12 protein-coding genes are annotated in these 12,300 nt (G+C 69.0%); 2 read left to right on the top strand and 10 right to left on the bottom strand.

The features are described 5' to 3' along the window. Positions 1 to 115: 115 nt before the first annotated feature. Genes FBY20_RS19165 through FBY20_RS19155 form a run of 3 tightly spaced genes read right to left on the bottom strand, consistent with a single transcriptional unit; the run spans position 116 to position 1,330 of the window. Complete coding sequence (locus FBY20_RS19165) at positions 116 to 355, bottom strand: hypothetical protein (RefSeq protein ID WP_370458345.1); 240 nt, start codon at positions 353 to 355, stop codon at positions 116 to 118. Between the two features lie 34 nt (positions 356 to 389). Beyond that, positions 390 to 587 (bottom strand): hypothetical protein, encoded by a 198-nt coding sequence (locus tag FBY20_RS19160; RefSeq protein WP_082586287.1) that lies wholly within the window; start codon positions 585 to 587, stop codon positions 390 to 392. After that, positions 584 to 1,330, bottom strand: coding sequence for a BON domain-containing protein (locus FBY20_RS19155; RefSeq protein WP_142054012.1), 747 nt, complete (start codon positions 1,328 to 1,330; stop codon positions 584 to 586). Before FBY20_RS19155 ends, FBY20_RS19160 begins: the two co-directional genes overlap by 4 nt. A 564-nt stretch (positions 1,331 to 1,894) precedes the next feature. Here FBY20_RS19155 and FBY20_RS19150 point away from each other — a divergent pair. Beyond that, positions 1,895 to 2,425: a CinA family protein gene (locus FBY20_RS19150; protein ID WP_142054010.1), complete on the top strand. Its 531-nt coding sequence runs from the start codon at positions 1,895 to 1,897 to the stop codon at positions 2,423 to 2,425. Here the strand turns inward: FBY20_RS19150 and FBY20_RS19145 are convergent. From FBY20_RS19145 to FBY20_RS19115, 7 genes are all read right to left on the bottom strand, one after another. Continuing rightward, positions 2,368 to 3,105, bottom strand: coding sequence for a glycosyltransferase family 2 protein (locus FBY20_RS19145; protein WP_082586286.1), 738 nt, complete (start codon positions 3,103 to 3,105; stop codon positions 2,368 to 2,370). The two genes, FBY20_RS19150 and FBY20_RS19145, sit on opposite strands and share 58 nt — an antisense overlap. Then, a complete protein-coding gene (locus FBY20_RS19140; RefSeq protein ID WP_056322883.1) occupies positions 3,102 to 3,704 on the bottom strand; it encodes an SAM-dependent methyltransferase in 603 nt (200 codons plus the stop codon). Before FBY20_RS19140 ends, FBY20_RS19145 begins: the two co-directional genes overlap by 4 nt. Further along, entirely contained in the window at positions 3,692 to 4,735 is a 1,044-nt protein-coding gene (locus tag FBY20_RS19135; protein WP_142054008.1) for an acyl-CoA/acyl-ACP dehydrogenase, read from the bottom strand. The genes FBY20_RS19140 and FBY20_RS19135 overlap by 13 nt, the downstream gene beginning before the upstream one ends. Before the next feature lie 72 nt (positions 4,736 to 4,807). Further along, complete coding sequence (pdeM, locus tag FBY20_RS19130) at positions 4,808 to 5,479, bottom strand: ligase-associated DNA damage response endonuclease PdeM (RefSeq protein WP_142054006.1); 672 nt, start codon at positions 5,477 to 5,479, stop codon at positions 4,808 to 4,810. Next, positions 5,463 to 7,925: a ligase-associated DNA damage response DEXH box helicase gene (locus FBY20_RS19125; RefSeq protein WP_142054004.1), complete on the bottom strand. Its 2,463-nt coding sequence runs from the start codon at positions 7,923 to 7,925 to the stop codon at positions 5,463 to 5,465. The genes pdeM and FBY20_RS19125 overlap by 17 nt, the downstream gene beginning before the upstream one ends. Further along, positions 7,922 to 9,526, bottom strand: a complete 1,605-nt coding sequence (locus tag FBY20_RS19120) for an ATP-dependent DNA ligase (protein WP_142054002.1) — start codon at positions 9,524 to 9,526, stop codon at positions 7,922 to 7,924. Before FBY20_RS19120 ends, FBY20_RS19125 begins: the two co-directional genes overlap by 4 nt. Positions 9,527 to 9,573: 47 nt before the next feature. Then, positions 9,574 to 10,575, bottom strand: a complete 1,002-nt coding sequence (locus FBY20_RS19115) for a ligase-associated DNA damage response exonuclease (protein WP_056322871.1) — start codon at positions 10,573 to 10,575, stop codon at positions 9,574 to 9,576. Between the two features lie 299 nt (positions 10,576 to 10,874). Here FBY20_RS19115 and FBY20_RS19110 point away from each other — a divergent pair, with 299 nt between their 5' ends. Further along, on the top strand, positions 10,875 to 12,278 hold the full coding sequence (locus FBY20_RS19110; protein ID WP_142054000.1) for a 3-deoxy-D-arabino-heptulosonate 7-phosphate synthase: 1,404 nt from the start codon (positions 10,875 to 10,877) through the stop codon (positions 12,276 to 12,278). Positions 12,279 to 12,300: the final 22 nt, after the last annotated feature.

Raw genomic sequence — 12,300 nt, 5'->3', positions numbered from 1 at the left:
GCACATGAATGCCCGGCGAACGCCGCGCGGGGGGAAGGCGGCAGACGCCCTGTGTCGTGCGCCGGAGCGTGCGTGATGGAAAAAGTATAGGCCTTTGGCCCGGCCGTCAGGCGCCCTATGAATCGTTTTTCAGGACGCCGCGCACGTTGAGCACGGCCAATCCTAGTTGCAGCGCAATAAGCGCCCACGCGTCGTCGTGTAGCCCCCAGGCCACCCACAACACGTTGCTGGCAAGAAATACCCAGAAACCGGCCGTGCGCCGGGCAGGGCTGCGCGAGGCGACCAGCCAGGCGGCGGCAAGCGACGCCGCCATGGCCGGCCATTGCAGGAAGTCCCAAAACGCGTCCAGCGTCATCGGCTACGGTTCCTGCTCAATGCACAGGACAGGATCAAGGCTTGGACCGCGCGCCCTGCCCGCGGTTGCGCTGGCTCTGCTGGTCCTGGCCAGTCCCGATCTGCGTGGTATGGCCCTCCTTTTTGGTGCGGTTCTGCGTGTCGCCGTGGCTCGCCTGCGATTGCCGGGGCGTATCGTCCTGGGTGCGGTCCGCGCCGGTCTCGTTGTGCTTGTCGTCCATCTGCTTGGTCATGATTTGCTCCTTTCACTGACGCGGATCCGGTTGTCGACGTCGTTGACACCGGCGCACTCCACGGTGCAATCCTCGATGTGATGCTTGATGCGGCGGTTGGGGACGGTGCCCTCCAGCACGACCCGGCCATCGGTGACCGAAACCGACACGTCGCTCACGTCCAGGCCGCTATGGGCGAGCGCCTCGCAGACGTTCTCGCGAATCCGGTCGTCCGAACGGATGTAGCCCTTGGGATCGGTCCTGCGCGATGCGCGGTCGCGCCACGCCGTCGGGCCACGGTTGTACCCGCCGCGCTCGGCGGTTTCGAAGGACATGGATTCCTCGCGCCAGGCCGGACGGTCGCCGTAATAGCCGCCTTCGTCGTCGCCAAAGGACGTGGGGCCGTCGTAGGACTGATCGCGGCCGTAGGCGCGGTCCCGACCGCCCTGATCGCGGCCCTGGCCGCCCGCGCCGCGGCGCTGATCCCCATATCGGTCTCGCGCGTCATGGTGGCGGTCATCGCCGCCACGCCCGCGACCCTGCCCCTCATACACCTGTTGACGCTGAAACGAGGGATCTTCGTTCGAGAATCCGCCGTAGCTGCTCTGGCCAGGATCCGCGCTGCGGCTGCGCACAGGCTCTCGCGTCTCGCGCGCGCCGCCCTGGCGCGTGCCTTCGCTCTGGTAGCCGAACGAAGGCGCGGGATCCTGCCACGGTTCCCGCTCGCCGCGAAATGCCGGCGTGTTCCTCGGGTCTCTACTCATATCGTCTCTCCCGTTGCAAGTTGCACATCAAGCGGGCCGGCTTCGGGGGCAACTGCGCGCCCTCGCCTGCCCGACTTGTCAGGGCAGCAAGTGCTGTGCCGGAAGGACGCGGCCGGCCGGACCGCACCAGGTCCACGCTGTATGGCCGATAGGCCAAAGGCGGTCGCGGTGCTAAGAATGGAGCATGCGGTCAGAACGCCGTGGCAAGGCCCAACAACCGCATCCGGCAACACGACACACGACATTCAGGAGATGAAATATGGCTTCAGGATCCAGGCTGTCCGATGTAATCGTAAAACTCCCCGATCGCTCCACCTGCCGCGTAGAACGGCGTTTGATCGCAAGGAGAACGCAAGAGGCATCCGGTGTCCCCATCTACGTCTGCACCCTTCCGACCGGCGAGCCCGTCACGTGGCTGGGGGGAGGCAAATACCGGCTGCCGTGCGGGTCGGTGGGGGTGGCGGTGGCGCACAAACCGCCTGACAGGTGACGGGGCAGGCAGTTGGCACGCGGGCGGCACGCAGCTTGCTGGCCGCCCGGGCATTCACGCCAGGAGGGACGCGAATGAATGCCATCGAACGAGTCGCCGCGTACATGCACGAACACTCGCTGCAACTGGTGACGGCCGAATCGTGCACGGCAGGGCTGATTGCCGCCACGCTTGCCGACATACCGGGCGCGGGCGCGTTGCTGGATTGCGCGTTCGTGACCTACTCGCCGCAGGCCAAGCAGAAGTGCCTGGGCGTGGCGGCGCGTACGCTGCAGCGCCACAATCTGACCAGTGAAGCGGTGGCCAGGGAAATGGCGCTGGGCGCCGCCCGCAACAGTCCGGCGAACGTCGCAATTTCAAACACGGGCGTCACCGACGGCACCGACCCCGACATTCCCGCCGGCACGCAGTGTTACGCATGGGTATTCAAGGCTGGCCCCGCCGATGGCGCGCCCGCCGTATACACCGAGACGACGCGTTTCGAAGGCGACCGCAACGCGATCCGGCGGGCCAGCGCGCAGCACGCGCTGGTCCGGATGATTGCCTATCACGAGCAGTGGCAGAACGGCGTCCCGGCCTCCCCGTCCGGCTCCGGGTCCGGCTGAGCGACCTCGACGCCTGCCGCCGCGTCCCACCCTCTGCGCAGCGCGGTCGCGAATCCGCCTTCGACGCGCGAATACGGCCGGGCGCTGGTGGTCACGCGCGGCAGGCAAGACCATGCGATGTGCGCGCCGCCGGCTTCCAGCTTGTCGACCAGGGCCTGGTCCTCGCTGCAGGTCAACGCCGCAAAACCGCCAATGCGCCGGTACACGTGCGCCGCGACGCCCAGGTTCGCCCCGTGCACATGCCGGTGGCCATCGCGGTCCTGGTAATGCGCGGCGAACGCACCGCGCGCCCGCTGCGCAAACGCGCCGTGCGCTTCCCATCCCGCGACCGATATCGTGCCGCACACCACTTCCGCGTCCAAGGAAAGCTGGTCGGCCAGCCAATCGGGCGACACGTTCGTGTCGGCATCGGTGAAGGCCAGCCACCGCGCGCCGGCATCCAGCAGATGATGCGCGCCGGCGGCACGCGCAACGCCCACGTTGCGCGCGTGGACCGTCAACAGATCCACCGGCCAGCCGGCGACGATTCCCGCAGTGCGATCCACGCAGTGATCCAGCACCACCGCGATCCGCACCGCTTCGCCGCCCAGCCGCGCATGGCGCGAGGCGCGCAGTACGGCGCGCAGGCAGTCCTCGATATGGCGCTCTTCGTTGTGCGCCGGAATACACACGCCGATCATGAATCGCTTCCTTGAGATTGTCTGCGCCATACATCCAGGCGGAACTCGGGCTCTTCGTGCCGCGCCGTGCACACCAGGCCGGGCAGCGCGCCGAGCGCGGCATGCAACGCATCCGTGGGCTGGAGACGGTCATCGAAGTCCGGGCGCCAGTGGCAGGCGACGAGTTCGCCGCCGGCGCCCAGCGACGCGTCCACGCCATGCAAAAAAGCGCGAAGCGCCGCGTCGTCCAGGTAATACGCCACTTCCGACAGCACGATGAGGTCAAAGCCGTCCGGCGGCACGTCAGGCCACTGCCGCGGCAGGTCCAAGGGCAGCACCGCGACGTGGTCCAGGCCCTCGCCCGCCATGCGCTCGCCGCAACGCGCGGCTGCCGCAGGCGCGACGTCGACGGCGCAGACCTGCGCGCACCGCAGCGCCAGGCATCGGGTCAACTCCCCCGTGCCGCAACCCGGCTCAAAGGCGTGGCGATAGTGTTCGCGGCCGAGCGCCGCCAGCAGCAGGCCGCGCTTGCGGCGTTCGTACCAAGCGCTTGCCACGCGCCACGGGTCGGCGTCGGCGCGGTACAGCCGTTCGAAGTGATCCGCGGCTACAGCGCCCATGGCGCGCCCTCGTGGTTAAGCACCGCTTGTCCGTGCGCGGCCTGGTCGCGTTCGGCATGGCTCTGACGGATGAAGACGGGCAGATCGGCCATCACCTGCGCAAAGCCGGCGTCGCGGCACAACGGCCCCGCGCCCAGCGCGCGCGCCGCCCGTTCCACCACCACGGCCGCCGCCGCCTCCACGGCCAAGCGGGCTCGCGCGCAAGCCATCGCGCACGACTGGCGCGGATGCGCATCGATCTCGGCAGCGGTCTCGCGCAGCACTGCCCGCGCCTGCGCCAGGGCGACGTCAACGGCGCCCAGATGCGCGAGGCGATGCTGGTCGGCGGACGTCACCGGCAACGCCGCGCGCAACGACTGCGCAATGTGCACCAGCCCGCCATACCAGCACGCCGCGACACCGGCGCCGCCGTGCAGGAAACCGGGGCGATTCACGTAGGCGCCGGGCTTGCCTACCAGCGTGCACGGCACGTGACTGAAGGCCACGTCGACGCTGGCCGACGCGCGCATGCCCACGGCGTGCCAGCCGGCATCGGTCACCTTGACGCCATCCTGATCCATTGCCACCGCGACCAGACAGGGTTCTCCGGCCGGATTCCAACCGCTGACGAGCGCGTGCGTCACGGATGCCGCGCCGGAACACCAGGCCTTGACGCCGTGCAGCAGCGCCGAACCATCGGCGCGCTGCGTGATCTGGACGCGGTGATCCGGGGGTTCGGCGCACCACACGGCCCAGCGGCTATTCGCCATCGAGGGCGCGGGCGACGCCTGTAACTCCGCCAGGATGGCGAGCGCATCGGTGTGGCCCTCGAAAAGCTTGGCCAGGCTGAGATCCGCTGCCGCCACGCGGGCCAGCGCCTGCCACCGTTCGCGCGTGCGGCCCGAGGCGGGCAGCGGCAACCGGCCGCAACCCTGGTCGACAAGGATCCGCAGCCACCGCCCGGGATCGAGCGGCGCATGGGCATCTGAAAGTGCCTGATCGAGGATGTGCAGGCAGGACGGCTGAGCGGCAGGGCCGTGATGGTCTGTCATGAAGATTGGGACACAAGGTGCGCGAGAAGATGCGCCCTGTTCAGCAAGCGTCGTGCCCGTCACGGCGGGGCGTCACGGCCGGGGTGGGGACCACCCCAGCGCCAGCGCATCGCCTTCCACGCATGCGACTAACGACGCGCCCTGCCCGCCTTGCACCGGATGTCCGCCCGTGAAGTCGGAAAACGCCGGCAGGACGGTGATGCCGGGGCGCAGCCAGAAGGCCGGCCAGCTGCGCGGCACGCCCGGCACGCGCGTCTTCGGATGCACGTGGCCGGCAATGACGTGCCGGCCCTGCGTGTCCGGCGTTGGCAGATGCCGGAAAAGAAATGGGCCGTCGGCCCACGCCTGCCCAAGCTGGCGCATGCCCAGCGCCGGCGCGTCCAGGGCCCGGTCGTGGTTACCGGCCAGCACCGCCACGTCCACGCCGGCATGCGCCTCGCGCCACGCAATCCACGCATCGCGCCAGGCCGCCTGCGCAGCAGGGCCGTGCAGCACGTCGCCCACGATCAGCAGTTCGGTCGCCTGCGTCGCCGCGATCAGCGCCGACAAGCGATTCAAGTCATCCATCGTCGCGCCGCGCGGCACGGCGATGCCCGCCTGGCGAAAGACATGGCTCTTGCCCAGATGCAGGTCGGCAATCACCAGCCGGGACCGCGCCGGCCAGTGCATGGCGCGCGCGCCCAGCAGGACGACGCGTTCGCCCGCCAGCGCCATCGCCAGGCCTGCGTCAGGCGACGCGTGCATAACGCTTCTCCAGTCGCTCGGCGGCGCGCTTGACACGCGCCTGCCACGTCTCGGTGCTGAGCTGTCCACGCAGGCTTTCGGTCCACAGCGGGAACGACAGCGGCGTGAGCGCGCGCGGTTCGCACAAGGCCAGATCGCGGCGCTGGCAGTCTTGCAGCGCCGCCAGCAGGCGCGGCGCCTCCAGTTGCAATTCAAAGACTTCGCGCTCCGCCTGCGCCAGCAGAAGGTGATCGGGATCGTAGCGGCGCAGCACGTCGTAGAGCAGACCGCTGGACGCCTGCACCTGCCGCAGCGAGCGCGCCGCCTGCCCCGGCAACGACGGCGTCAGCAGGCCGGCAACGCGGGCAATCTCCCGGAACTGGCGGCGCGCCATTTCGCCAAGATTGACGCCGTCGCGCAGGTCCTCGGCCATGTTGTCGGGACTGAGCAGCGCGCGCAGCAGCGCGTCGTCCAGCGCGGCGGGTTCGGCCAAGGTCAGCATCAGGCCGTAGTCATTGACGGTGTAGGAAATCGTGTTGGGCTGGCGCCGGCCCCAGCGCAGCGCGACCATCGCGGCGATGCCCTCGTGCACGGCGCGGCCGGCGAACGGAAACAGGAACAGATGCGTGCCGCGCCGCGTCTTGATGAGCTCGGCCACCAGCCGGCCGTGGTCGGGCAGCGCGCTGGCCGCTTCCTGAATCCGCAGCAGCGGCCCGACCGCACGCATTTCTGGATGGTCGCCGGGATGGGAATACAGGCTTTCCACTTCGCTCGCCAACTGCGTCGACAAGGGCATGCGGCCGCCCTGCCACGTCGCGACGGGCCCGTCGCCGGCCTTTGCGCGGCGCACGTAGGCGACCATGCCCTCCAGCCGCACCAGCTCCAGCGTGCGGCCGGCGAACTGAAAGCGGTCGCCGCGCCGCAGACGCGCCAGGAACCCTTCCTCGACGGACCCCAGACTGCCGCCCCGCAGATACTTCACCGCCACCGCGCCGTCGGACGTAATGGTGCCGATGGACAACCGATGACGGAAGGCGATGCGCCGGTCGTGCACGCGGTAGCAGCCATCCTCGTCGCGCACCACGCGGTGGTAGTCCGGGTACTTTGCCAGCGCGCGCCCTCCTTGCACGATGAAGTCCAGCACGGCCTGCCACGTTGCAGCGTCAAGCGTGGCGTAGGCATGCGTGCCGCGAACTTCCTCGTACAGTTCGGCGGCGTCGAACCCGCCGCCCAGCGCCAGCGTCACGGCGTGCTGGGCCAGCACGTCCAGGCTGCCGATGGGCGGCATGCGCGATTCGATCTCACCGCGCGCGATCGCCTGGCGGGCCGCGGCATATTCGATCAGTTCCAGCGCCTGTGCGGGCACGCAGACGACGTTGCCCGATTCGCCCGGCCGATGCTTGGCGCGGCCGGCGCGCTGCAACAGGCGCGCCACGCCCTTCGGGCTGCCGATCTGCAGCACCTGGTCCACCGCCGGGAAATCCACGCCCAGATCCAGGCTGGACGTCGCGACCACGCAGCGCACCGTGCCGTCGCGCAGCCCTTGCTCGACCGCCGCGCGCAACTTGGGGTCCAGCGACCCGTGATGCAAGGCCAGCGTGCCCGGGGCTTCCGGCCAGATCGATTCCAGCGCGCGATGCCACAGCTCGGCCTGCGCCCGGGTATTCGTGAACAGCAGCGTCGCGCGCACGTCGAAAAGGCGCTTGAAGACGCGTTCGAGCTGCGACAGCCCCAGGTGGCCCGCCCAAGGCAGCGAGCGGCTGCGTTCCGGCAGCAAGGTCGAGATCTGGATCTTGCGCGGCTTGGCGCCCGCCACCAGCGCGCTGTCCGGCGCCTGCGGCAGCAGCACCGCTCGCGCCTGCTCCAGATTGCCCAGCGTGGCGGACAGCCCCCAGGTCCGTGCGGCCGGCGACAGCTTCCGAACGCGCGCCAGGCATAGCTGCAACAGCACGCCCCGCTTGTTGCCCAGCAGCTCGTGCCATTCGTCCACCACGATGCAGCGCAACGCGCGAAAGCGCAGCGACGCGTCGGCGTACGACAGCAGCAACGCCAACGATTCGGGCGTGATGACCAGCACGTGCGCCTTGCCCTGCCGCGCCAGCCGCTTGTCACGCGCGCTGGCGTCGCCGGTGCGCAACGCGACCGTCCAGTCGATGCCCAATTCGCTCGCCGTCTGCGTCAATGCCCGCGTCGTATCGGCGGCCAGCGCGCGCAGCGGCGTCACCCACAGCACGCGCGGTCCCTCGCCCGCTGCCGCGCGCACCGGTGTGTCGTCTTCAAGCGCTTCGAGCAGCGGGCCGCCAAATGCCGCCAATGTCTTGCCGCTGCCCGTCGGCGTATGCAGCAACCCCGACTCGCCATCCAGATAACGGCGCCACGTTTCGCGCTGAAAGGGCGCGGGCTTCCAGCCGCGTGTCTTGAACCACGCGATCAGCGGCGCGTCCCTGCCCCGGGCCCCGCCACTCATCGCGCCAGCGCCTTCAGGGTGTCAAGCTGATCGGCCTCGCCCGCAGGCTTGTCGTGCCGCCAGCGCAAGATGCGCGGAAAGCGCACCGCCACGCCGGACTTGTGCCGTTTGGACAGGTTGACACCCTCAAAGCCCAGTTCGAAGACCTGCACCGGCTCGACCGAGCGCACCGGCCCGAAGCGCTCGCGCGTGTGGGCGCGCAGCCAGCGATCCAGTTCCAGGATCTCTTTGTCGTCCAGCCCCGAATATGCCTTGGCGATCGGCACCAGCGCATCGCCATCCCACAGCCCGAAGGTGTAGTCGGTGTAGAGCGTGCTGCGCCGGCCATGACCGGATTGCGCGTACAACAACACGGCGTCGATGGTGAGCGGATCGATTTTCCACTTCCACCAGTCGCCGCGCCGCCGCCCGCTTTGATAGGGCGCGCTGCGGCGCTTGAGCATGAAGCCTTCGACACCGCGCTCGCGCGATTCCGCGCGCAGTGCGAGGGCCTCGTCCCAGTCCGAGGGCGCCACGGCCGGCGACATGCGCAGCCGCGGATCGGGGTGGCGGCGCAGCAGCGCTTCCAGTCGCTCACGCCGCTGTGCCTGCGGCAATTCGCGCAGGTCCTCGCCCTCCAGTTCAAGCAGGTCGTACGCCAGCATCTGCACCGGCGCCTCGGCCAGCCACTTGGGGCCGGGCTTCAGGCGCTGGATACGGGTTTGCAGTGCTGAAAACGGCATGGGGTCCGTCTGGCCATCCTGCCAGGCCAGCAACTCGCCATCGATGACGCAGTCCACGTTCAGCGCGGCGGCGGCCGCTTCCACTTCCGGAAAACGCCCGTCCAGCCGCTCTTCGCCGCGCGACCACAGCGACACTTCGCCGTGGCGCCGGATCAGCTGCGCGCGGATCCCATCCCACTTCCATTCCAGCAGCCACTCGTCGATGGGGCCCAGAATGGCGGGCTCGCCTTCAAGCGGCGAGGCCAGGAAGAAGGGGTAAGGCTGCTGGCGATCACCGGGCAGCTCTTCGACGCTGAGCAAGTCGCGCAGGAACGCCGGGCTGGGGGACCACGCGCCCAGCATGCGCTGCGCGATGCGGGCGATGGGCACCCCCGACATCTCGGCCAGCGCCTGCTGCACCATGCGCTGCGACACCCCGACGCGCAGCGCGCCGGTCAGCAGCTTGTTGAACACGAGACGTTCGGCATAGGGCAGGCCCAGCCACGCCGACACGACGACCTCGCGCCGCTCGGTCTCGTCGCGATTGGCCACAGGCAGCAAGACCTCTTCGATCCAATCGGCCAGCCCGCGATCGGGCGCGGCCTGTACCGGATCCGGCACCAGCAACGCCAAGGTTTCGGCCAGGTCGCCGACCTGGTCATAGCAGGCGTCCAGCAGCCACGGCGCCGTGCCGGAGGCGTCGGCCGCCCAAGCGCGCAGCTCGCCCACGCCGGCAATCTTCTTGCGCGCGCTGGTGATCTTGCCGCCCGCCAGCAGATACAGCGCCCAGACCGCGTCGCGCGGCGGCGCATCGCGGAAGTACGCCACCAGCGCCGCGCGCTTGTCCAAGGTGGCTGTGCTGCGGTCGAGCTCCTGATACAACCCCGCGAATCGCTTCATGCCTGCGTCCGTTCCCCTGTCGATGATCCAGGATGTTCGTGTCCGTCCTAGTCGTCTTCTCCGTACTGCGTCACCAGCGTCTCCGCGGCGATGCCCGAATCATTCAGCGTCCGCACCAGCGCCTCGGTGTCGCCGTGCGTGGCGATGACCCGCTTGGCGCCGGTGTCGCGGATCGTGCGCACCAGATCGGGCCAATCCGCATGGTCCGACACCACGAAACCCCGATCCATGTTGCGCCGCCGCCGATTGCCCCGCAGCCGCATCCACCCGGACGCAAACCCATGCTGCGCCTTGCGAAAGCGCCGCAGCCACGGGCTGCCGGCAGCTGACGGCGGCGCAAGGATCAGCTCCCCAGCAAATCCCGTGCCCGAGGCGGCAGGGCCGTCCGCGTCGATGACCAGCCGCGTCTCGGCCAGCGGCACGCCCGCCTTGCGGTACACGTCCACGCCTGCGGCGATTGCGCCATGCAGGTAGACCGGGCGGTCGATGAACGGGATCAATTCCGCAAGCACGCGTTGCGCCTTGCCTAACGCATAGCAATACAGAATGGCCGCCTCGCCACGCGCGGCGCAGTGGTCGCGCCACTGCACGATGTCGCGCGCCACGTCCGAGGCGCTGGGCCAGCGATAGATGGGCAACCCAAAGGTGGCCTCGGTGATGAAGGTGTCGCACGGCACGACTTCAAAGGGGCTGCACGTCGGATCGGGTTGGCGCTTGTAGTCGCCGGACACAACCCAGACTTCGCCACCGACTTCGATGCGCACTTGCGCCGATCCAAGCACGTGGCCGGCCGGATGCAGCGACACGCGCGCGTCGCCCAACGTGAAGGTCTCGCCGTACGCATGGACCCGGTAATCCTGGTCGCCCAGGCGCCATTGCAGAATGGGCAAGCCTTCTGCGCTGGTGTGATAGCGGCCCATGCCCGAACGCGCATGATCGCCGTGACCGTGCGTCAGCACGGCCACGTCCACCGGCCGCCAGGGATCGATATGAAAGCCGCCGGCCGGACAGTACAGCCCTTCCGGACGCAATTGCACGATATCGCGCATGGCACCTCCCGATCGGCGCGGCGCACGGGGTTCGCGGCCGCTTGCCTTGGTTATACCCCGCGCCGCCGCGGGAAATCCGCGCGAAACGCGCGCCGCTAACATCCGATGAGAATTTAAAACTTCAGTTGCAGACGAAGGGCGTCGCAAGCAAGTAGTGTGTAGCGGTGGCTCAAAGGAGAAAATATGCGTACAAATCACATCCTCACCATCATTGCCCTGGTCGTCGTGGTATCGATCGCCGTGTCGGTCGTACCCTGGTAGTTATCTAGCGACGAGGCCGGGCATGCCACGGAACCTTCATGCCCGCTGCCTTACCGCCCGCCTTGATCGAACAGACGCTGCGCGCCGTGGCGCGCCGCTACCGCGTCGCGGCGATGTCCGCACCCACGCGCGGGCTTGAAGATTCCGACCCGGCGGCGGCGCTTGCCGCCGCCATCGAAGCGGGCCGCGCGGCGCTGACTTCCGGCGCCGAGCCGCAGTGCGAACATCAGCATTTCTTTGTCGCTGCGCTGTCGCGGTTGATCCGTGATGCCCTGCGGGACCCGGGCGGAGATCCCGTTTTCCAGGCCATGGTCCTGCGCCATCAAAGTGCGCAGGTGCGCGAACATGCTTCGCTGTCGGCGCACGCGGGCGCGGACCGGCGCGCCGTGCGCACGGCGGTGGCTGCGTTTGCGCATCCCGGCAAGCGTCGCCGGATGCCGGGCGGGCCGTTGGCGGATGCGCTCGCTGACTTGGATGGCGCCTGCGCCGCCGGCGAATGGCGCGCGCTGACGCAAGGCGTGCAAACGCTGCTTTCCGCACTGGCGTCCGATGAAAAAGCGGACGCGGCGCTTGCCGGTCAACTGGAGGGGTTGCTTCGCGATCCCGCCTTGGCGCGTCTGCGGCGGCAGGACGACTTGGCGTCGGAGCCCCAGGTTCAACGCTATCAATCCCTGTGGCAGCGCCAAGGCCCGCGCACCGGCACGCCCGAGGCCGCCGCCCAGGGGATGGACGCCCGGCGCCGCGGTGTGGCCGTCGAGGCGCGCGCGGAATCGTCAATCGCTGCGCTGGCCCAACACCTTGCGCAGGCGGCTGGCGAGACCTACCGGGTGGCGACGTCCCTGCGCGTACCGGCATCGATACCCGGCAATGCGGACCGCGCCAAGACCGAATGGGACGTGGCCCTGCTGCGCCAGTCGGGTGGCGATGCGGCGGAGCCCGTCTGGGACGTGTGTCTGCTGGTGGAGGCCAAGGCTTCCACGGATGCCGCCACCACGGATCTGCCGCGGTTGCTGCGCGGCCTGCGGCTGCTCAAGCATGCCGATGCGCAGACCACTTATGTGTTCGACAGCCATCAAGGGCCCCTGCGGCTGCGCGGCGCGGCGCTGGCCGCGCTGCCGGCGGACCCGGACGAACTGGCCAGCACGATCCTGTATTTCTCGGACGCGCCCGCGGAAACCGCGCCCCGGCTGCTCAGCGCCGCGAGCCGCATGCAGCTGCTTTCCGCGCAAGAAAGCCTGGACTATGCCAGCCAGACGATTGCGGGCGAAGCGCCAGATTCGCAGACGCTTGCGCCGCTATGGCATCAACTGCTTGCGCAGCCGCGCTGGAGCCCCGTGCTCAATCAGTTTCCGTGCTTGCAGCAGGTGCGGGCGTTGATGGTGCATGCCGACGATCTTGAGGCGGCCATCGCGCGGTTGGGTCAGGACGGCGTAAAGACCTGACCGCTGCGCACGCGCCAGGTCC

Source organism: Achromobacter sp. SLBN-14, assembly GCF_006715415.1.
Classification (GTDB): Bacteria; Pseudomonadota; Gammaproteobacteria; order Burkholderiales; family Burkholderiaceae_B; genus Achromobacter; species Achromobacter mucicolens.
Note: the sequence above shows the minus strand (reverse complement) of the source record. Positions and strands in the feature narration are given on the sequence as shown.